A 20,705-nucleotide genomic window follows, 5' to 3' on the forward strand; every position below is an offset into this window, starting at 1 on the left:
TGCCTGACTGAAAGGAGAAGGGTATGAATACGTTCATCAGTGCGGTGCTCGTCGGCCTCGTCGGCGTGTTCTGCATGTGGGACTCCCGCCTGCTCGGTCGTCTTAACTTCGAGCAGCCCCTCGTTGGCGCTACGCTCGTCGGTCTGCTGCTGGGCGATGTGCCCACCGGCCTTGCCGTCGGTGCCGCCGTCGAGCTCGTGTCCATGGGCCTGGTGCAGGTCGGCGCCGCCGTTCCGCCCGATATGGTCCTGGGCGGCATCGTGGCCGCTGCCTTTGCGTGCCTGACCGATGCTTCCGCCGAGACCGCCATGACGATCGCCATCCCGGTCGCCGTCCTGGGTCAGCTCCTCGGCATCGTGTTCCGTTCCATCATCGCCGCCCTCACCCATGTGGCAGATAGCGCGATCGATAACGGAAAGTTCAAGACCGCCTATCGCATGCACATCTGCGCCGGCTCCGGTCTGTACGCCGTCATGTACTTCCTGCCGATCTTCCTCGCCGTCTTTGTTGGCACCGACCTGGTTCAGGCCATCGTCAACATGGTTCCCGAGTGGCTGTCCACTGGTCTTAACGTTTCGACCAAGATCATGACCGCCTACGGCTTGGCCCTGCTGCTCACCATGATGATCAAGAAGGGTATGACTCCGTTCCTGTTCATCGGTTTCCTGCTCGCCGCTTACCTCAACCTGTCCGTCATCGCGGTCGCTCTGATCGGTGTGTGCCTGGCTGTCGTCTTCATGGGCTTCAAGTTCAACGGTTCCCATGCAGCCGCCGGTGTCGATTCCGACTACGATCCGCTCGAAGACGACGAAGACTAAGGAGGAACACACTATGGCAACCGCAACCAAGGACGTGTCCCTGAACAAGAAGGTCAGCCAGTTCTTCTGGCGCTCCTGGGCCATCCAGGCCTCTTGGAACTACGAGCGTCAGATGAACATGGGCTTCCTCTACGGCATGGTTCCCACGCTCGATCGCCTCTATCCGGACGAGTCCGACCCCAAGCAGCTCGCTGCTAAGAAAGAGGCTTACCACCGTCACATGGCGTTCTACAACTGCACCCCGCAGACGAGCGCTTTCATCCTAGGCCTCGCCGCCTCCATGGAGGAAGAGTACGCCAAGGATCCCGAGAACTTCGACCCCGATTCGATCAACGCGGTCAAGACCTCCCTTATGGGTCCGCTTTCCGGCATCGGTGACTCCTTCTTCCAGGGCACCATCCGCGTTATCGCCTTTGGCCTGGGTGTTCAGCTGGCTCAGCAGGGCTCCATCATGGGCCCGATCCTGGCCATGCTCATCTCCATCGTGCCCTCCGTGCTGATCACTTGGTTCGCAGCCAAGATCGGCTATCAGGGCGGCCACGAGTACCTGAGCAAGCTCCAGGGCGGCGACCTCATGGAGAAGCTCATGTATGTCTGCGGTATCGTGGGTCTTATGTCCGTGGGCGGCATGATCGCTACGCTGATCGGCGCCACCACCCCGCTGCAGTTCGCTGACGGCACCGTCGTGATCCAGGACATCCTGGACGGCATGATGCCCCAGATGATCTCCCTCGGCCTCACCGGCCTTATGTACTGGCTCATCAAGAAGAACGTCAACACCGGTTGGCTTCTCGTGATCGCCATCGTGGGCGGCATCGCCCTCTCCGCGGCCGGCATCCTGGCCTAGTCGCGACCAAGCGCCTAACCGCTTTCCCCCGGGGGCCTGCCTGGCATCCCATACCCCAGGCAGGCTTCCATCCCTAGATGTGTCAAAGGGACAGTTCCTTTGACACATCCTTAACGGGCCGGCGACTCGGTCCAAACCACGGTAACCCTGCGAGCGCCCGGCAATGTGGCGCCGCAAAAAATCGAAAGGAATGTGTCAGATGTACGAGATCGACCTTAACCTCCCTAAGCAGATCGTCGCTGACGTCCTGTCCAACCACGAGATCCACAGCGTCGCCTTCGTCGGCTGCGGTGCTTCCATGTCCGACCTTTACCCTGCCAAGTACTTCCTGGCCAACAACACGGACAAGCTGAACGTTCAGATCTTCACCGCTAACGAGTTCAACTACGACACGCCTTCCTGGGTCAACGAGCACACCTTCGTGATCACCTGCTCCCTCGGTGGCTCCACGCCCGAGACCGTCGAGGCCAACAAGACCGCCAAGAAGCACAACTGCCCGGTCGTCTCCCTCACCAACAAGGCCGGCTCCGCTCTGACCGTCGACGCCGACCACGTCATCGTTCACGGCTTCCATGCCAACTACGCTGCCAAGTGCGAGAAGCCTGGCTACGCCATCGCTCTTGCTCTCGAGATCCTTCAGCAGACCGAGGGCTATGACCACTACGAGGACATGATCACCGGCCTCACCAACGTCTTCGAGCTCTGCGAGAACGCCGCTCAGTCCGCCAAGGGCCTCGCCAAGCAGTTCGCCCAGGACTTCAAGGACGACAAGATGATCTACTTCATGGCCTCCGGTGCCTCCGAGAAGATGGCTTATTCTCACGCCGCCTTCCTGTTCACCGAGATGCAGTGGATCGACGCCGCCGCCTACAACACCGGCGAGTACTTCCACGGCCCGTTCGAGGTTTCCACCGAGGGTAAGCCCTACGTCTTCTTCATGTCCGATGGTGCCACCCGTCCGATGGACGCCCGCGCCCTCACCTTCCTTAAGCGCATGGGCGCCAAGGTCGCTCTGATCGACTCCAAGGACTACGGCCTGGCTGACGCCGTGCCCGCGAGCGTCGTTACCTACTTCAACCCGCTGCTGCACCTCGCCGTTATGCGCGAGTACGGCAACCAGATCGCCGAGGCCCGTCAGCACCCGCTGACCATGCGTCGCTACATGTGGAAGCTTTCCTACTAATCACAAGTAAGTAGTCCTTACGGGTTGATTGAGAGGGGATGGGGTTTGCACCCCGTCCCCTTTTTTGCTCTGGGGAGGGCGTGTTTGTCGCATTACAAAACCCCAGATAAAACCTACCAAAATAAACCTGTCCCTTTTTGGCAGGTGGGAGGAGATGCGTATGATCAAGGCGGTGCTGTTTGACATGGACGGCGTGCTGGTCGATACCGAGTGGTTCTACAACCGTCGCCGCGTGGCGTTTATGGAGGAGAAGGGCTTCCACTTTGACGAGATCCCCGATCTTTCGGGCTCTAACGAGCCTGCCATCTGGAAGTCGCTGGTGCCCGACGATATTGAGCTGCGCGAGCGCCTGCGCGTGGAGTACAAGCAGGTATACAGCCCTGTCCACCCTGTTCCGTATGCCGAGCTGCTCAACGAGCAGACGGAGCCGGTGATGCGCGAGCTGCACGAGCGCGGCGTGAAGTGTGCCATTGCGAGCTCGTCCTACCGTGAGCTCATCGACGAGCTGGTGGAGATTGCCGGCATCGCCGACGTGCTGGACTACACCATCAGCGGTCACGAATGCAGTGCGTTTAAGCCCGACCCCGAGATCTACCTGCGTGCCATGGAGGCGCTGGGGGTGAAGCCTACCGAGTGCCTGGTTATCGAGGACTCGCCCATGGGTATCGAGGCCGGTAAGCGTTCCGGCGCCCGCGTCCTGGCGCTGCGTCCGCACGAGGGCGTCAACCTGGATCAATCGCGAGCCGATGCCGTTATCGATAATCTGACCGACATTTTGGCCGCTCTGTAGCGTTGATTCACCGCAAAAAGCACGGGTTCACGCGTCATTTGCTGCGGATTGGCTTAATTTGGCCTCAATTTTGATCCGCTTGGCTTCGATTCGGGCTAAGTGAGTAGACTTTTTGGCGCAGGCTGAGCACAAAGCGTTTCTGCCTTAGTAAAGCCGCAGGTCACAGAGGTGGCAGTTTTGGGTGTGCTCGGCAGATCGTAAAAAGTCTACTCACTTAGAATTTGGGCCTTTGGTCGTAGGGGTTGCTGGTCCCATTTTGGTTGTCGAGAGGGGGTGAATTGAAGCGCCCCCGCACGCTCCATGCTACAATCGCGGGCATGCCCCACAACTATATCTGCCTTCGAAGGGAGCCTACGTGGCGAACGCCATCGATCAGCTCACGGACCGCGTGCTCGTGCTCGGCCGCCTTGCCATCGTCCGCCGCGCCATTACTGCCGTGGCGGTCACGATTTCCGCCGTTCTCCAGACATTTCTGATCCAGGCGTTCATTCAGCCTGCCGATCTGCTTCCGAGCGGCCTCACCGGCGTCGCGGTCCTGCTCGATCGTGTTACCTCGCTGGGCGGCGTTCACATCGACATCTCGCTCGGCATGCTCGCGCTCAACATTCCCGTGGCGCTCCTATGCTGGAGCGGCATTAGCAAGCGCTTCGTCATCTTCTCGATGATGCAGGTCGTGCTCTCGTCGCTGTTCCTCAACGTCTTTCACTTCGCCCCGTTTTTGGGCGACAAGATCATGCTCATTATTTTTGGCGGCGTGGTCTCGGGCCTGGGCGCCGCCATCGCGCTTAAGTCCGGCGCATCCACCGGCGGCACCGACTTTATCGCGCTGTGGGTTTCCAACCACACCGGCAAGACCATCTGGGGCGTCATCTTTGGTTTCAACTGCTTTATCCTGGCGATCTTTGGTTCTATGTTTGGCTGGGACAACGCGGCGTACTCCATCGTGTTCCAATTTATTTCGACCAAGACCATCGACAGCTTCTATCATCGCTACGACCGCGTGACGCTGCAGATCACGACGCGCAAGGCAGACGAGGTCATGACCGCCTATGTTGACCATTTTCAGCACGGCATTAGTTGCGCCGAGGTCATCGGCGGATATAGCCGCGAAAAGATGTACCTGCTGCACGCCGTTGTCTCGACCTACGAGAGCCAGGACATTATCAAGCTGGTGTGCGACATTGATTCCGGTGCCGTGATCAACGTGTTCCACACGCTCAGCTTTGTGGGCGGCTGGTGGGGTGGTCATGTCGACGAGCCCATGCCCACGGCCGTTCCCGATCCCGACAAGCCCGCACGCATGGCCAGCAGGCAGGCGCGCCTCAGCGAGCAGGACAGTCTGCAACAGGACGACGGCAGGTAGAGTGTTGGTATTTTGCCGGCACGGCGCAATCCTGTCCGCTTGAGCCTCCCGAAAGCCTCGCTGCTTTCGGGAGGCCTTCGTTTGCCCAGATAAAACCTACCAAAATGAAGCTGTCGCTTTTTGGTAGGGAGGGTGTATCGTTTTATCATTATGAGGTAACATGAAACTAGACGTTATATACGTATTAGTTATTTCGATATTTCGATAAGAGTGATTAGATATGCCTACACCCAAAAATGCACCGCTTTACCAGCAGATTTATGACGAAATCAAGGATGCGATCGAGAAAGGTGTTTATGCACCCAAGGAGCGTATTCCGTCCGAGCTCGAGTTAGCCGAGCAGTACGAGGTGAGCCGCATCACGGTGCGCCGCGCCGTCGAGGAGTTGTGCTCCGATGGCTACCTGGTTAAGCAGCAGGGCCGCGGCACCTTTGTTTCCACGCCGCACATCAATCGCCAGTTTCACGCCTCGACGCTGCAGACGTTTACCGCGCTGTGTGCCGACAACGGCATGAAGGCGGGCGCACATGTGATCGATCGTCAGATTGTTCCGGCGCGCCAAAACGAGATGGAGTTCTTTGGCCTGCAGAAGGATGCGTTGCTGCTGCATATCAAGCGCGTGCGTACGGCCGACGGTGAGCCCATCTTTGAGGAGAACATCTTTGTGCCGTTTGACGCCTACCGTGAGCTGTTGACGGCCGATCTTGAGGACAAGTCGATTTTTGCCGAGGTCGAGCGTGTTGGCGGAACGCCGATTGTCTCGGTTGGCTACCGCACGGTCGAGGCCGTTCGCGCCAATGCCGAGCAGGCGGCTGAGCTGGGCATTGCTCCGCACGATCCGCTGCTCAACCTGCGTGCCGGCTTTATCGGCCCCAATGGCGAGCCGGTCCTGATGGGTAAGCAGTACTACGTGGGATCGCGCTACGTTATGGTCATGTAAGTTACGCGGTTTTACCAAACCGCGTAACGGGCCGACGCTGCGCCCTTGGTTCCGCCGTTCTAGCGAACGGCGGACCGGTCGACGCTGCAAACGCCCCTAAGCGGCAATCTGACGTTCAATCGTCGGTCGCGTACCGAAGTCCTCTTCCCTCCTCTTTCACGTCACCTTGCTCGCTTAGGGGCGTTTTCGCTGACTTATGCTCAACCTGAGACGTTTCCACGCCTGTCAAGAGCTTAGCCGTTGGGGACGTTCTTAAACGACTAGTCATTCAAGAACGTCCCCAATGACTACCCGCAGAATGAGCGTGGCTGACAGCCGTACGGCAGCGGTCCGCGTGGCGGCGTATAATCGGCGGCAGATGACTTGGACGTTAGGAAACCATGATCGATAGCATGCAGCAGATGGCGCTCGACACGCTCGGCGCCTATTTTGGCTACACCTCGTTTCGCCCGGGACAGGACCGCATGGTCGATGCGATCCTTGCCGGTCGCGACGCGCTGGGTGTTATGCCCACGGGCGCCGGCAAGTCCATTTGCTACCAGGTGCCCGCGCTCATGCTGCCCGGCATCACCTTTGTGGTGAGTCCGCTGCTGTCGCTTATGGAGGATCAGACCCGCGCATTGCTCGCGGCGGGTGCGCGGCCCAGCTATCTCAACTCCAGCCTTACTCCGGCCCAGCAAAACACCGTGCTCAAGCGGGCGCGCGAGGGCCGCTACCAGCTTATGTACGTGGCGCCCGAGCGCCTGCTCGAGCCGCGCTTTTTAGCTTTTGCGCAGGAGGCCGCGGCGGACGGCGGCATCGGCGTGCCGCTCGTGGCCATTGATGAAGCCCACTGCGTGAGCCAATGGGGCCAGGATTTTCGCCCCGCCTACCTGCAGATTCGCGAGTTTATCGATTCGCTGCCGCAGCGCCCCATCGTGGCTGCCTTTACCGCCACGGCGACCGAGCGCGTGCGTGCGGACATTCAGCAGATGCTCGGCCTGCAAAACCCCGCGACGGTGGTGACGGGCTTCGATCGCAAGAACCTCTACTTTGGTTGCGAGGAGATGGGCGACAAGGCCAAGACTGCCTGGGTGCGCGACTACGTGATCGCGCATTCGAGCGAGAGCGGCATCGTGTATTGCTCGACCCGCAAGACGGTCGATGCGCTGGCAGGCGAGCTTGTCGAAGCGCTGGGCCCCAGCGGCATTCGCGTTGGCCGCTACCATGCCGGCATGGGTAACGACGCCCGCCGCCAAAGCCAGCGTGCCTTTATCGACGACGATATCCAGGTGATGGTTGCCACCAACGCCTTTGGCATGGGCATCGACAAGCCCAACGTGCGCTACGTGATTCACAACAACGTGCCCGAGAGCATCGAAGCCTACTACCAGGAGGCGGGCCGCGCCGGCCGCGATGGCGACCCGGCCAGCTGCCATCTGCTGTGGAACGGTAACGATTTTCACATGCGTCGCTTTTTGATCGACCGCGGCGATGCTGCCGATGAGGCGCTCGACGACGAGCAGCGCGCGTGGGCGCTCCAGAATCGATATCGCCTGCTCAGCCAGATGGAGGGCTACTGCAACACCACCGGCTGCCTGCGCGAATACATGCTGCGCTACTTTGGCGACGAGGCCGCGGCCGAGCATGCGGCAGCCGCCGCGGGCGGCACCGCCACGGACGACGCCGAGGGCTGCGGCAACTGCAGCAACTGCCTCACGAAGTTCGAGGTCGAGGACGTCACCGATATGGCCCGCGCCGCCGTGCGCTATGTGGCCACACGTCCCATGCGCTTTGGCAAATCGCTGGTCGCCGATGTGCTCCACGGCGGCAACACCGAGCGCATTCGCCAGATGCATCTGGACGAGGACCGCGGCTACGGTGAGCTGTCGAGCGAATCGGTCGGGCGCATCAAGGATATCATCGGCCAGCTGTGCGGCCGCGGTTATTTGGCCACCTCGCAGGGGCAGTACCCGGTCGTGGGGCTGGGCCCGCGTGCCGGCGAGGTCGAGAACGAGGCGTTCGCCTTTACCGTTAAGCGTCGCGCGTCCAAGCGCAAGGCCTCGGCCCGCGCCCGCCGTGCGGTGGATCTGCTGCGCGAGGAGGCCGAGCTGGATCAGCGCCCGCGCGTGGGCGATGATGCCGAGCTGTTCGAGCGCCTGCGCGCCCTGCGCAAGGAAATCTCGACCGAGCTGGAGATGGCGCCGTATATGGTCTTCTCCGACAAGGCCCTGCGCGGCCTGTGCCGCCTGCGTCCGCAGACGCGCGACGAGCTTATCCAGGTCAACGGCATCGGCGAGAAAAAGGCCGACGCCTTTGGCGAGCAGTTTATGGCGGCGATTGAAGAGTTTGAGTCCGAGCATGCGCGGGATGGAGCGTAACGATGGCAACCGACGATAAAACCGACCGCGCTGGCGTATCCGCCGTACCACTGTACCAGCAGGTCATGGACGACCTGAAGGGCGAGATCGCGCGCGGCGTGTATGCGGCCGGCTCGCGCATTCCTTCCGAGATGGAGCTCGCGAAGTCTTACGGCGTGGGGCGCATCACCGTGCGCCGCGCCATCGAGGAGCTGTCGCGCGCGGGGTATCTCAACCGCCAGCAGGGGAGGGGCACCTTTGTGTGCGCCCCCAAGCTCAAGCGTAAGATTCGCCAGAAAGGCGACGTCCAGAGCTTTACCGAGGGCTGCGCCGCCAACGACATGGTTGCCGGAGCGCGCCTGGTGTCGCGCACGGTGGTCGCGGCGACGCGCGAGGACGCGGCGTTCTTTGGCGTGGAGCCCGGCTGCGAGCTCATCGTAGTCGAGCGCGTGCGCACGGCAGATGGCGTGCCCGTCATGCTCGAGAACAACTCTTTTGTGCTGGCCGACCATCCCTACCTGCAGACGCTTGCCGACGAGGACCTTGCCGATAACTCGATCTTTGCACTCGTTGCCGAGCATTCGGGCCGCGCGCCGCTCAAGTCCGACCCCTGCACCGTGGAGATTGCGCTTGCCGATGCTCAGGCGGCCCCGCTGCTGGAGGTGCCGGTCGGCGAGCCGCTCTTCTATATGGAGGCGTACTTTACCGATGCAGACGGGCGGCCCCTGCTGCTCGGGCGCCAAAAGATCGTGGGCTCGCGCTACGTGTTCGACATCTAACGTCCATAGATAGAACAACATAGAACAAATCTGCTGAAACGACTTCACCTGTGACAGCTCGCATGCTATAAATAGAACAACATAGAACGATTGCAGGTACGAGCTGTCGTCGTTCGAAACCGCCACACAAGGAGGGACATCACCATGAACGCACACGATCTGGTTCAGGAAATTATCGAGCGCAAGGGCAAGATTGAGAACGTCTTTTGGATTGCCTGCGGCGGTTCGATGATCGACCTCATGCCGGCTAACGAACTGCTCAAGCGCGAGGCGACCACGTTTACCTCGACGGTCTACACCGCGCGCGAGTTTTGCCTGATGGCCCCCAAGAGCCTGGGGCCGAAGTCGCTCGTCGTCGCCTGCAGCCACAGTGGCAACACGCAGGAGGTCATCGACGGTTGCGAGATGGCGTTGACTGCCGGCGCCGAGGTCGTGACCATGACCGACTATGCGGGCTCCAAGATCGACAGCGGCAAGTGGACAACCTGGGTCTATCCGTGGGGCAAGGGCGAGTCGCAGGCCGAGGTCCCGCAGGGCATCGGTGTTCTGATGGCTGCCGAGCTGCTCGACCAGCAGGAGGGCTACGAGGCGCTCGCCGACATGTACGCCGGCCTTAAGCAGATGGATGCGCTGCTGCCCGCCGCCCGCGAGAAGGTCAACGCCGAGCTGGGCGCCCGCTTTGCCGAGCTCTGCCAGCAGCACAAGTTCTTCTATATCCTGGGGTCCGGCCCCAACTTTAGCCAGACCTACGCCATGGCCATCTGCTCGCTCATGGAGATGCAGTGGCAGCACTGCTGCTACATCCACTCTGGCGAGTACTTCCACGGTCCCTTCGAGGCCACCGAGCCCGGCGTGTTCTACTTTGTGCAGCTTGGCGCGGGCGAGTGCCGCCCCATGGAGGAGCGCGCGCTCGCGTTTCTCAACACGCACACCGATACGATTATGGTGCTCGACGCCCTCGAGTACGGCGTGGGCGAGGTGCCCGCCAGCGTGCGTTCGTTCCTGGAGCCGATCTTCTTCTACAACATGAGCTGCGAGCTGCGCGCCGCCCGCGGCAAGGTGTTTGACCACAGCCCCGAGGTTCGTCGCTACATGGGCATCGAGCAGTACTAGGCACCGGGAATTATTTTTTTTGACGGGGTCTGTGCTGCGCGCGGACCCCGTTTTGCATTGTGGCGGCCGGATTCGTGTCTGCGCGAAAACGAAGTCGAATACTTTTCCGCGAAGTGAACGACCTGTTTTGGACCCCCGAAGCATCCACACTTTTTGACGCCAAAACTGCAGGAAAAACTCGGCGAAACCGCAGGAAACGGCGTCTGAAAAGTGTCGATGCTTCGGGGGCTCGTTTTTGCTCGTTCACTTCGCGGAAAAGTATTAGACCTAAATCTGCAGGCATGCTGTTGGGGTCAATAAAAAGCGGGCCGCGCCGATGGGTTTCCGGCGCGGCCCGCTTTACATGGCGTCCGTATGAGCGAGGTGTCGCGTCAAGCGGCGGCCTACTTTGCGTCGTAGGCCTCGGCATCCCACCAGTCGAGCTGGGCGATGTTGTCGCGGATGTGCTGGCAGCTCTTGTGGAAGCCCTCGAGCTCGTGCTCGGAAAGGTCGAGCGTGTAGACCTCCTCGACGCCCTCGGCGCCGATCACGCACGGCAGGGAGGTGAAGATGCCCTCCTCGCCATACTGGCCGGTCATGAGCGTGGAGGCGGAAAGCACGGCGTGCTCGTTGTGCAGCACGGCGGCGCAGACGCGCGCGGCGGAGTTGGCGACGGCGTACTCGGTGCACTGTTTGCCCTGGTAGGTTACGTAGCCGCCCTTGCGCGCGAGCTCCTCGACCTCCATGTGGTCAAAGGCGTACTTGTCGGGGTTCTCGGCCTGAAGCTCGTTGAGGCTCTTGCCGGCGATGGTCGCGGCCTTAAAGGCGGCCAGTTGGCTAAAGCCATGCTCGCCAATCATGTAGGCGTCGATGGACTTGGGGCTCACGCCGACCTTCTTGGAGATCTCGGTGCGCAGGCGGGCGGAGTCCAGGCCGCAGCCCGAGCCGATGATCTTCTTGGGATCGTAGCCGGTCAGGTGCCACAGCTCGGTGCACACGACGTCGCAGGGGTTGGAGATGCTCACGAAGATGCCGTCAAAGCCGGCGTCGACGATGCGCTTGGCAAAGGTGCGGGCGGCGTCGGTGGTAAAGAACAGCTCGCCGTCGCGGTTGCTGGCGGCCAGCGCGACCTTGCCGGCGGCGTTGACGATGACGTCGCAGCAGGCCAGCTCCTCGTAGTGGTCGTAGCAGTTGACGATCTTGGTGTTGTACGGGACAAACGAAAGGGAGTCGCGCAGGTCCTGGACCTCGGACGTCACCTTGGCCTCGTTGATATCGCACAGGTACAGCTCATCGGCAATGCCCTGCATGAGCAGGCTGTTGGCGACATGTGCTCCTACGTGGCCCTGGCCGACCACCCCGATCTTACGCGTCTGGTACATATATGTATCCTTTCGGCCGAGTTTTTCGCGTCGAACCATTGTAGCGTCCTGTTGCCACTTTGCTAGGCTAAAGCGCCACAGATTTTGGGACATGCCGTAATCTCTACTTTTGGAGTGATTTGGGCCGCTGACGGCATCGCTGGGCGATGTGCTCGCGCGGATGGGGCCGGTCGTTGTACCATAGCTGCAACTGACTCGTAAGGAGCATCCATGCCCATTCGCATCCCCGACGCCCTCCCTGCCGCCGCGCAGCTCGAGAGCGAGAACATCTTTGTCATGACCGAGTACCGCGCGCTGCACCAGGACATCCGTCCGCTGCGCGTGCTCATCCTCAACCTCATGCCCACCAAGATCGCCACCGAGACGCAGATCATGCGCAAGCTCTCCAACACGCCGCTGCAGGTGGAGGTGGACCTGCTGCGCACCAAAACGCACGAGGCCACGCACGTGAGCGCCGGCCACCTGGAGACGTTCTACCGCACGTTCGACGACATCCGCGACATCCACTACGACGGCCTGATTATCACGGGCGCGCCCGTGGAGCAGATGCCGTTCGAGGAGGTCGACTACTGGCCCGAGCTCTGCCAGATCATGGATTGGTCCACCACGCACGTGCACTCTACGCTGCACATTTGTTGGGGCGCGCAGGCCGGTCTGTACCATCATTACGGTATCCAGAAGTACGATCTGCCGGCAAAGGCGAGCGGCGTGTTCGAGCATTATCTGGTGAAGCCGCAAAGCCCGCTGGTCCGCGGCTTTGACGACCGTTTCTATGCCGTGCATTCGCGCAACACCGATGTGCGCCGCGAGGACGTGGAGGCCGAGCCGCAGCTTGAGGTCGTGGCCGTGTCCGACGAGGTGGGCCTGTACATCGTCAAGTCGACCGACAGCCGTCGCTTCTTTGTCTTTGGCCATCCCGAGTACGATACCGACACGCTGCGTCTGGAGTACGAGCGCGACGTGAAGCGCGGGCTCAACCCTCAGGTGCCGGCGCATTACTTCCCGGGCGACGATCCCGCTGCCGAGCCGCGCAACGTCTGGCGCAGCCAGGCTCAGCTGCTCTACACCAACTGGCTCAACTACTACGTCTACCAGACCACGCCCTACGACCTGGCCCGCGCCGGCGAGGAGCACTAGGCCGCTGTCGTGGCTGTGGCTGCGGCGTTGGCAGCTGCTATGGCTGTGGCGGTTGCCGTATCTGTTGCCGTGACCGCTGCCGTGTCTGCTGCGTGATGAGCGTGGAAATCCGGACACACGAGCGTGGATAATCGGACGTTTGCAACGTGAGCGTGGATAATCTCTCGTTTTTGGCTCACAAGGGGTCTCAAAGCGGGAGATTTTCCACGCTCATTTTTTGCAGCTGCCGTACCGTCGGCATCATCACGCGTTGAGTACATGCGGACTACATCGCAAACTAGGTAGTTTTGATCCACGGCATATTTTCTTTCAATGAAGTCGGTGGCTTTTGAGGCTCAAAATGTGGAGACAGGGACCTCTGGACAACCGCTCTACCTGCAGATATGGAGCATTGGCCTAAAACATCCAAAACCGTCAAGCATTTGGTCAGCTGCTGGACAGCATTTGGTCAGACTTCGCATGAAACCGTCTGGTACGTTGGCGCCGTTCCAAGAGTTGGGAGGCGACATGGCAAACGCGACGGCGAATCAAAGACTTACAGGCCACATTAAAGCGTGCGAGCAGCAGATGAGCTGCGTGTACGCGCGCACGACGGCGGAGGCAAAGCAGATTGAGCGGCGGGTGGCGGCGGGAAGTCTCGAAGTGGTCATGCCGGGACTGTATGCGCGTCCGGAATACTGGTCCGAGCTCAAGTTTCGGCAGCGTTATCTGCATCGAGTGCGAGCGCTTGCGCAAAAGCATCCCGACTGGACATTCTGCTCCTATACGGCGGCCGTTGTCTATGGTCTTTCGGTTTCGCATGCCAATTTGACGCACATCCATATCGCCGCGATGCCGGCGCAATCGACGACGCCAGGCTCTCAAGTCGTTCGCCATCGGTATGCTTATCGGACACGGGCCAGCGAGATGGATATTGCCGTGACCGATATCGATCAAACGATTGCGGATTGCCTGGTCGATGCATCGTTTGTCGAAGGGCTGATCATTGCGGACTCGGCGCTCCATGAGCAGCTTTTGTCGAAGGAACATCTCATTGAGGCAGTTAACAAGCTCGGCTTGAATCGCCGCGGTGTTGTGACGGCGCGCAGGGTTGCACGGTGTGCCGACGGCCTGTCGGAAAGCGGCGGCGAGTCCAAGGCGCGGGCGCTGATGATCGAACGAGGCTGGCAGGTTCCGGAGCTGCAAGTTGAGCTGTTCGATCCGGTTGAGCCGGGAAGGCCGTATCGCGTTGACTATTTGTGGCGCGTGGGTGACCGGTTGATTATTGGGGAGTTCGACGGATTCGTTAAAAGCGAGAAGGCGGCGGAGGGGGGCAAGCTTGCAAAGGCGCAATTTGATGAGCGCCAGCGCGAGTCGAGGCTTTCGCTGCTCGATAACTGTAAGATTGTGCGCTTGTGCTGGGATGATCTAAGGGACCCGACAAAGCTCGATCGCAAGCTCAAGGTTGCCGGCGTGCCGCGTGCATGCTGAGGCGGTGGCAGGGCGTTAGGCTGCACGAGCGTGGAAATCCGGACGGATGAGCGTGGGAATTTAGACGCGATTTGGTTGAGCGTGGATTTTCGGACACACGAGCGTGGATTATCGGACGTTTGAATAATGAGCGTGGATAATCTCCCGTTTTTTGCCCCCGAACAGGCCCAAAGTGGGAAATTTTCCACGCTCATTTTTGTGGGGTGCAGCGTGCCAGCCGTTAGGCGCTGATGATGTGAGGTAGCGGCAGGTCGTGGACGTCGGTGGGAACGCCGTCGACACGCTGCTCGTCAAAGGCGATGCCGATGATTTGGCATGCGGGTGAGAGCATGGGCAGGTAGCGGTCGTAGCAACCGCCGCCGTAGCCCAGGCGCGCGCCGGTTTGATCGAAGGCCACGAGCGGCACAACAATCATGTCGAGTGCTTCGGCAGGCACGATAGGGAAGCGGCCGCTGTCGATGTCCGTGGCTGCGAAGGCCCGCGTAGGGTGGCCGATAAACGGGGCCGCGTCCGCGTCGCCGGCAGCAACTGCCCGCATGCACATGCGTTGGCCACAAGCTGCGGCTTCGGCTGCCGAGAGCATGCACGGATAGGCCACGCGCCAGCCGCGTTTGGCGAAAGCTGCGGCAAACGCGGCAGGGTCGACCTCGGAACCCATCGCGGCATAGACGGCAACGGTGTGCGGCGCCGCGGCATCCAAGCGGCCCAGCAGCTCAACAAGCCGCGCGCAAATGACAGCAGACTTCGCCGCCCGCAAGTCCAAATCAAGAGCATCGCGCCGAGCAATCACCGCCCGCCGCAACTCAGCCTTGTCCATCCCGGCTTCCTCTCCCAAACCTACCAAAAAGGGACAGGTTTATTTTGGCAGGTTTTATCTGGGCAAACACCCAAACCACCACACAAATCATCGCAAGGGGGGCAGTTCATGGAGACCTTCGTAGTGGTTTTGACGAAGAGCGGGTGTTCGCGGCGGTTCGTCTCGATCTGTAACAGTAACTCGGCAAAAATGGGCCTAGCTGTTACAGATCGAGACAAAGAGCCGGCGACATTCGAAAACGTCTCGATCTGTAACATCTGGAGCCGATATTGCCGTCTAGATGTTACAGATTGAGACAAACCGCCGCGGTGGGCTGCGCCGCCCCGCCCAAGCCGCAGAAAAAAGGTAGATTTTCAGGCATGTCCCAAAAATCTACCTTTGCTGTGCGTTAGCCCAGCAGGTCGATGACGTTAAAGCCGGCGTTGCTCTTGGCGATGACGTCTCGGCCGCCAAAGACGCAGGTGGGCGACGCGGCTGCGATGCGCGTCACATCGGCGCCGAGCGAGCGCAGCTCACCGGGTGTGGCCGCAAGCATCTGGGCGCGGCGCTCCTCGCGGGCGTGCGGATCGAGTCCAGCCAGGTAGGTCGTGTTGCGGCGTTTGGTGAGCGCGTACGGCTTCACGGGCGCGTCCATGCCGCTCACGCAGCTCACGATAAAGCCCTCAAAGGCGGCTTCGTCGGGCTCAAAGCTGCCAAGCCATGCACCCGCGCGCTCCACGCTCTCAATCGAAGGATCGATCGCCGGGTCGCGGTAGGTGTAGAACGCCGCCTGACGCTCACCTGCCGCGCGGAATCCGCAGCCGTACGCCCCGCCCTTCACGCGGATCTCGTTCCACAGGTAGTCGTAGGAGAGCGCGTTGGCAGCCACGGCCCAAGTGCCTGTCACGTCAATGCCCAGGCGACGCGGATCGCACGCACGCGCGGCAAAGCAGATGTCGCTGGGGATCACGAAAGCCTCGTGGCGGTCGCGCGGCGCCGGCACCGCGAGCGCGTCGCGGCCGGCACCATCGCCCGCACCCAGCCCCAGGTCGCCCGCGGCATCCCAGTACGCGTTAAAGTCCTCATCGCTGCCGGTAAAGCTCGCCAGGCAGCCGTCGGCCACAAAGATGCGGTCTGCCAGCTCGGCAAGCTTGGCGCGCAGATTGTCCAGTCGCTCGTCAAAGTGCTCGAGCAGATTGCGCAGGAACAGGTAGAAGTCCACGCCCGAGAGCTGCTCGCGCACCACGGCCGAAGGCGAGCTATAGCTCATCGCGCGACCGAGCGCCGCCGAGTGGCCGTTGTTGATAAAGCCCTGCTCAAGCTCAATGCGAATCTGCGTGAGCACGTCGCGCACGCGGTCGGCGTCGGCATCGAGCAGCAGCGTACTCGACCACACCTCGCGCGGCAGGCTCGCCAGCGCGTCGATCTTCTCGGACAGGGCGCCGGCGCTCACCAGCAGATAGGGGCGCACGCCGTCCACGTCGGGCTGCGTCATGACCTCGGTCGTAAAGCTCAAAAAGCCCAGCTTGCCGGCGAGCAGGTTGTCGAGTTCCTCGGCCGAATGCTCGCGTGTGGGCAGCTGCTTGAGTAGACGGCAGAGCAGGGTCACGTAGGGCAGGTCCTCAAACGTGATGCATCGCAGGTCGAAATACTGCATGGCATAGGCCAGGCGGTTGGTGGGGATGCCGTGGCGCAGGCAGGGGATGGGCGCGGTCGTGTCTACGACCAGCGGCGGCTCGGGGCGCGCCTCGCCAATGTCGGACACGCGCAGGCGCGGCAGCGTGGCCTTGTCCTCGGGCGTGTCCTCGGCCTCCTGCGCGGCACGCAGCGCAGCCGTGCGCTTGACCACGTCGGCCAGCTCGGCATCGGTCATGGCGTCGCGCTTGGCTGCCAGCTCAGCGGCCTCGGCACCCTCCGAGCCAGCACCAGCATCCACCGGCACCAGCTCGACCAGCGCCATGTGGTCGTTCTCCAGCACGAGCTCGCACAGCAGGTCCTCAAAGTAGCTGCCTTCCAACTCGCCGCGCAGCTCCTCGTACACCGGGCCATACTTGAGCGCCAGCGTCGCGGCGTCGTCATCGTAGAGCCAGGTGCTCAGCGCGTCGCACGCAATGGCCACGCCGTCGGCGATACCGTAGTCGCGCTGGCGCAGGTCGTATTCGTTGCTGCTGATGATGGCCTCCAGGCGCTCGCGCGGAACGCCGTGCTCGCACAGGTCGCGGCAGGCGTCCTGGAACACGCGGCGCAGCTCGCGCGCCACGCCGGGCTGCGCGTTTTGCAGCATGATGAGCTCGTAGGGCTGCAGGCTCTCGGCCGCGGTGTAGCTCACCACGTTGCCGCCCAGGCCGGCAGCCAGAATGGCCTTCTTAACCGGTGCTTCGTTGGAGCCCAGCAGCGCCTCGAACAGGATATCCGCCGCGATCGTGCGCTTGCGGTCGAGCGCGCTGCCCAGCACCAGGCCCAGGCCCACCAGGGCGTTCTCGGGTGTGGTGGCCATCTCGACGCGCTTATACTCGCAGGTCACGGGCGCCTGCACGTCCAGCGGATTGGGTGCCAGCGTGGACGGGTCCTCGCCGGCGGCGACGGCGGCGTCCATGCGGCGGCTCGCGGCACTCGGCTGCGACAGATAGCACTCGTCCAAAAAAGCCAGCGCGCGGTCCACGTCCAGGTCGCCGTAGAGCGTGATGTAGGAGTTGGAAGGATTGTAGTGACGCGCGTGCGTGTCCAGGAACTGCTCGTAGGTGAGCGCGGGAATCGCGCGCGGGTCGCCGCCGCTCTCGTGCGCATAGGCGGTGTCGGGATAGAGCGCGGCGTTGACGGCATCGTCCAGCACGCTCATGGGGTCGGACAGCGCGCCCTTCATCTCGTTGAACACCACGCCGTTATAGCGCAGCGTGCCCTCGCGCAGGCTGGCGGCGCTGCCGTCGCCCTCGCCCTCGACACTCTCCGGCAGGTCCAGCTCGTAGTGCCAGCCCTCCTGCTCAAAAATGGTGGGCTTGGTGTAGATGGCCGGGTTGAACACCGCGTCCAGATACACGTCCATCAGGTTGTACAGGTCCTGCTCGTTGGTGGTGGCAACGGGGTAGATGGTCTTGTCGGGGTAGGTCATGGCGTTGAGAAACGTCTGCATGGAGCTCTTGATCAGGTCGACAAACGGCTCCTTGACGGGAAACTTGGCCGACCCGCACAGTACCGAGTGCTCAAGAATATGGAACACGCCGGTGGAATCGGCCGGCGGCGTCTTAAAGCCAATGGCAAAGGCCTTGTTCTCGTCATCGCATGCCAGGTACAGCAGGCGAGCGCCCGAGGCGGTGTGGCGCAGCACATAGGCGTCCGAGTCGAGCTCGGGCACGGTCTCGCAGCGCTCGACGGCAAAGCCGTGGCAGGTAGTGCCGGGCACTAGCAGCGCGGCGGCAGCGGCGCGCGGGTCGGTTGAGGTGGTGGGCATATGCAGTCTCCTTTGACGCCCCAGCGGGGGCGAATCGAGTCGAATCCCCGAGAGTATACCCATATGGGGCCTTCGACCAATCTGCCGCACGAGCGTGGATTTTCGGACACACGAGCGTGGAAATTCGGACGCCAGCCGAATTACAGTGGATTTTCGGACGGAATCGGCCTCCAAAAGCCCAAAAACCGTCCAAATATCCACGCTCATTTTTCAACCGTCCAATAATCCACGCTCATGCATCGCTCGCGTATCTCTCATCTCTCACTCATTTCTAATACGAGAGATAACAGAAAGATGAGAGATAATTACGAGAGATAGCTGAGAGGCAGGCAGACAGACGGTCTGTCGGGGACATGCATCGCTGCCAGATTGATGCCGCGCACAGAGCGGCTGCACGTTCACCGGCGCCGCCGCATCCGCACCATTTCGCGCACCCTGCGCTGCAACCCACAGCAAAGCAGGTACAATAGCCCAATGCGCATCGCGCACGACGATGATATCGGCGCCCGCGACTGGGGGAGACAACATGGCAGAGCAACAGATAACGCCGGGGACCAAGCTTCAGGTGGCATTCGACGTGCCCATGGGCCAAAAAACCGACTTTAACATGCTCGCCACGTACAAAGATGACCTGGACGAGGCGTACTTCCTTATGAGCGCGCCCATGCTCGCCGGCAAACCGCTGCTCATGGACGAAAACCAAAAGCTACTGTTGCAGTACAAAGTAGGCGAGGAGACGTTCGTGCTCGCCGGCTATCCCGAGGCAGTCGAGAAAAAGAGCATCCGCACCTACTGGAAAATGCGCAAAGTCGCCGAGCAGCGCAGCTTTGTCAAGCGCCGCGACGAGCGTTTTAAGGTCGCCATGCGCCTGACCTACCAGCGCGATAACGCGCCGACCTCCGAGCCCGAGGACGCCATGACCATCGACGTCTCGGCCGGCGGTCTGGCTATCTACCTCAACGACTACCCCGATGTGGGCGAGGCCCTGGCCGTACAAATGCCCACGATCCGTCTGCAGGGAGAGCGCCACGAGCTGCCCGAGCAGCTGGGCATCGTGTGCTGGGTGCGCCGCGCGCCCAAGGGCAGCCTGTACCGCAACGTCTGCGGCCTGCAGTTCCGCTATGCCGACGACATGGAGCGCGAGCTCGTCAAAGAATACGTCGGCTACATCCGCGCCAAATATAAGATCTGATCGCCATGGCACTGTTCAAGCGTAACGACAATAAAGATCAAGCTGCCGAGGATTTGGCTGAGGGCATGGCCGAGGGCATGACTGAGGATTTGACCGAGAGTCAGCCCGAGGACACCCCCAGCACAGACCCCGCCCCGCGCAAGCGCTTCGGCAAACCCAAACGCAAGCCCAAACCCAAGCGCGACCTGCGCGGCGTGGTGCGCATCGAGGAGCTGGAGCAGGCGCTGGCCGACCAGGACCTCGACGACATCGACCCCGACGCGGTCGTATCCATGTACATGCCCAAGCGCCGTATGGAGCGCATCGGCACGGCGCTGCTGCGCATGGACAAGTTGCAAAAGGCCCTCGTGGTGCTGGCGCTTGCCTTTGGCGTGCTGTTCGCCCTGTCGTTTATGCAGGAAAACATGGGCAACTTCACCATCAACCTCAACCGCCTGGAGCTGTTCCGCCGCGGCGTGGCCATTGCCGACAACGGCGACTTTAACAACGCCACCGCGCGCCTGGCGGCCGACGCCGTGGACAACGGCACCAATATCGCCGCCGACGACCTGCCCGACAACCTGGATAACGTCGACGGCAGCCACAACGGCAAAAACTACGTGGCGTACACCTTCTATATCCGTAACGCCGGCAAGACCGATCTGGGCTATAGCGCCAAGCTCAAGGTGGTCAGCGCCAGCAAGGGCGTGGATAAGGCCGCGCGCGTGCGGGTGTATCGCAACGGCGAGCCCACCACCTACGCGGCTGCCGCGGCCGACGGCAATCCCGAGCCCAACACCGAGCCGTTTGCGTCCAAAGACGTGGTGACAACTATTAGCCACGCGAACTTCCGCGTGGGCGACGTGGACAAGTACACCGTGGTCATTTGGCTGGACGGCGACGACCCGGAGTGCGTGGACAAGATCATCGGCGGCGCGGTGGAGTTTGGCTTTGACTTTGATTCGTCCGAGACCGACGATTCAAGCCTGTTCGTTAAGTTCGTGCAGGATATTGCCGACACCCTGACCGGCAACGACCCCATTAGCGCGAGCGGCAACGAGGCGCCCGATTACTACAAGGAACACAACGTGACGTGGAGTAACCGCCGCAACCAAAAGAACTCGCCCGTAGGCGACGGGGACAAGTAGAA

Annotated in this window: 16 protein-coding genes; 13 read left to right on the top strand and 3 right to left on the bottom strand. The window is 61.4% G+C overall.

The window, feature by feature from the left end:
* Positions 1-23: 23 nt before the first annotated feature.
* From DXD39_RS06880 to DXD39_RS06920, 9 genes are all read left to right on the top strand, one after another.
* Positions 24-818, top strand: coding sequence for a PTS sugar transporter subunit IIC (locus tag DXD39_RS06880; protein ID WP_006235136.1), 795 nt, complete (start codon positions 24-26; stop codon positions 816-818).
* Positions 819-831: 13 nt separating this feature from the next.
* A complete protein-coding gene (locus DXD39_RS06885; RefSeq protein WP_117770301.1) occupies positions 832-1,665 on the top strand; it encodes a PTS system mannose/fructose/sorbose family transporter subunit IID in 834 nt (277 codons plus the stop codon).
* A gap of 199 nt (positions 1,666-1,864) precedes the next feature.
* The gene (locus tag DXD39_RS06890; protein ID WP_233503150.1) at positions 1,865-2,848 is read left to right on the top strand and encodes an SIS domain-containing protein; all 984 of its coding nucleotides are present in this window, start codon (positions 1,865-1,867) and stop codon (positions 2,846-2,848) included.
* A 160-nt stretch (positions 2,849-3,008) separates the two neighbouring features.
* A complete protein-coding gene (locus DXD39_RS06895; RefSeq protein ID WP_158565468.1) occupies positions 3,009-3,638 on the top strand; it encodes an HAD family phosphatase in 630 nt (209 codons plus the stop codon).
* Between the two features lie 355 nt (positions 3,639-3,993).
* Positions 3,994-5,001, top strand: a complete 1,008-nt coding sequence (locus DXD39_RS06900; protein WP_117803585.1) for a YitT family protein — start codon at positions 3,994-3,996, stop codon at positions 4,999-5,001.
* A 220-nt stretch (positions 5,002-5,221) separates the two neighbouring features.
* Positions 5,222-5,941 (top strand): GntR family transcriptional regulator, encoded by a 720-nt coding sequence (locus tag DXD39_RS06905; protein ID WP_117803586.1) that lies wholly within the window; start codon positions 5,222-5,224, stop codon positions 5,939-5,941.
* Positions 5,942-6,321: 380 nt separating this feature from the next.
* Complete coding sequence (locus DXD39_RS06910; protein ID WP_117803587.1) at positions 6,322-8,301, top strand: ATP-dependent DNA helicase RecQ; 1,980 nt, start codon at positions 6,322-6,324, stop codon at positions 8,299-8,301.
* Positions 8,302-8,303: 2 nt separating this feature from the next.
* The gene (locus DXD39_RS06915; protein ID WP_117758495.1) at positions 8,304-9,059 is read left to right on the top strand and encodes a GntR family transcriptional regulator; all 756 of its coding nucleotides are present in this window, start codon (positions 8,304-8,306) and stop codon (positions 9,057-9,059) included.
* 144 nt (positions 9,060-9,203) lie between these two features.
* Positions 9,204-10,172, top strand: a complete 969-nt coding sequence (locus DXD39_RS06920; protein ID WP_117758496.1) for an SIS domain-containing protein — start codon at positions 9,204-9,206, stop codon at positions 10,170-10,172.
* A 383-nt stretch (positions 10,173-10,555) separates the two neighbouring features.
* On the opposite strand, the gene DXD39_RS06925 is transcribed toward DXD39_RS06920, so the two are convergent.
* Positions 10,556-11,533: an L-lactate dehydrogenase gene (locus tag DXD39_RS06925; protein WP_117803588.1), complete on the bottom strand. Its 978-nt coding sequence runs from the start codon at positions 11,531-11,533 to the stop codon at positions 10,556-10,558.
* Between the two features lie 210 nt (positions 11,534-11,743).
* On the opposite strand from DXD39_RS06925, the gene metA reads away from it, so the two are divergent.
* Both metA and DXD39_RS06935 read left to right on the top strand, forming a co-directional pair.
* Positions 11,744-12,670 (top strand): homoserine O-succinyltransferase, encoded by a 927-nt coding sequence (gene metA / locus DXD39_RS06930; RefSeq protein WP_117655848.1) that lies wholly within the window; start codon positions 11,744-11,746, stop codon positions 12,668-12,670.
* A gap of 507 nt (positions 12,671-13,177) precedes the next feature.
* Entirely contained in the window at positions 13,178-14,140 is a 963-nt protein-coding gene (locus DXD39_RS06935; RefSeq protein WP_117803589.1) for a hypothetical protein, read from the top strand.
* A gap of 220 nt (positions 14,141-14,360) precedes the next feature.
* On the opposite strand, the gene DXD39_RS06940 is transcribed toward DXD39_RS06935, so the two are convergent.
* Together DXD39_RS06940 and DXD39_RS06945 are read right to left on the bottom strand one after the other, a co-directional pair.
* Complete coding sequence (locus DXD39_RS06940) at positions 14,361-14,957, bottom strand: 5-formyltetrahydrofolate cyclo-ligase (protein ID WP_117803590.1); 597 nt, start codon at positions 14,955-14,957, stop codon at positions 14,361-14,363.
* Positions 14,958-15,345: 388 nt separating this feature from the next.
* On the bottom strand, positions 15,346-18,384 hold the full coding sequence (locus DXD39_RS06945) for an insulinase family protein (RefSeq protein ID WP_117803591.1): 3,039 nt from the start codon (positions 18,382-18,384) through the stop codon (positions 15,346-15,348).
* Between the two features lie 526 nt (positions 18,385-18,910).
* Here DXD39_RS06945 and DXD39_RS06950 point away from each other — a divergent pair.
* Positions 18,911-19,576: a PilZ domain-containing protein gene (locus DXD39_RS06950; protein ID WP_158565470.1), complete on the top strand. Its 666-nt coding sequence runs from the start codon at positions 18,911-18,913 to the stop codon at positions 19,574-19,576.
* A 5-nt stretch (positions 19,577-19,581) separates the two neighbouring features.
* Positions 19,582-20,703, top strand: coding sequence for a hypothetical protein (locus DXD39_RS06955; RefSeq protein WP_117803593.1), 1,122 nt, complete (start codon positions 19,582-19,584; stop codon positions 20,701-20,703).
* Positions 20,704-20,705 lie beyond the last annotated feature (2 nt).

The organism is Collinsella sp. TM04-29 (assembly GCF_003466565.1).
GTDB lineage: Bacteria > Actinomycetota > Coriobacteriia > Coriobacteriales > Coriobacteriaceae > Collinsella.

What these genes read in the sequence shown, in the direction of transcription:
- DXD39_RS06885 (WP_117770301.1), top strand. Translation starts at nt 832, where the DNA reads ATGGCAACCGCAACCAAGGACGTGTCCCTGAACAAGAAGGTCAGCCAG.
- metA (WP_117655848.1), top strand. Translation starts at nt 11,744, where the DNA reads ATGCCCATTCGCATCCCCGACGCCCTCCCTGCCGCCGCGCAGCTCGAG.
- DXD39_RS06950 (WP_158565470.1), top strand. Translation starts at nt 18,911, where the DNA reads ATGGCAGAGCAACAGATAACGCCGGGGACCAAGCTTCAGGTGGCATTC.
- DXD39_RS06940 (WP_117803590.1), bottom strand. Translation starts at nt 14,957, where the DNA reads ATGGACAAGGCTGAGTTGCGGCGGGCGGTGATTGCTCGGCGCGATGCT.
- DXD39_RS06905 (WP_117803586.1), top strand. Translation starts at nt 5,222, where the DNA reads ATGCCTACACCCAAAAATGCACCGCTTTACCAGCAGATTTATGACGAA.
- DXD39_RS06890 (WP_233503150.1), top strand. Translation starts at nt 1,865, where the DNA reads ATGTACGAGATCGACCTTAACCTCCCTAAGCAGATCGTCGCTGACGTC.
- DXD39_RS06920 (WP_117758496.1), top strand. Translation starts at nt 9,204, where the DNA reads ATGAACGCACACGATCTGGTTCAGGAAATTATCGAGCGCAAGGGCAAG.
- DXD39_RS06895 (WP_158565468.1), top strand. Translation starts at nt 3,009, where the DNA reads ATGATCAAGGCGGTGCTGTTTGACATGGACGGCGTGCTGGTCGATACC.
- DXD39_RS06935 (WP_117803589.1), top strand. Translation starts at nt 13,178, where the DNA reads ATGGCAAACGCGACGGCGAATCAAAGACTTACAGGCCACATTAAAGCG.
- DXD39_RS06910 (WP_117803587.1), top strand. Translation starts at nt 6,322, where the DNA reads ATGATCGATAGCATGCAGCAGATGGCGCTCGACACGCTCGGCGCCTAT.
- DXD39_RS06945 (WP_117803591.1), bottom strand. Translation starts at nt 18,384, where the DNA reads ATGCCCACCACCTCAACCGACCCGCGCGCCGCTGCCGCCGCGCTGCTA.
- DXD39_RS06880 (WP_006235136.1), top strand. Translation starts at nt 24, where the DNA reads ATGAATACGTTCATCAGTGCGGTGCTCGTCGGCCTCGTCGGCGTGTTC.
- DXD39_RS06955 (WP_117803593.1), top strand. Translation starts at nt 19,582, where the DNA reads ATGGCACTGTTCAAGCGTAACGACAATAAAGATCAAGCTGCCGAGGAT.
- DXD39_RS06925 (WP_117803588.1), bottom strand. Translation starts at nt 11,533, where the DNA reads ATGTACCAGACGCGTAAGATCGGGGTGGTCGGCCAGGGCCACGTAGGA.
- DXD39_RS06915 (WP_117758495.1), top strand. Translation starts at nt 8,304, where the DNA reads ATGGCAACCGACGATAAAACCGACCGCGCTGGCGTATCCGCCGTACCA.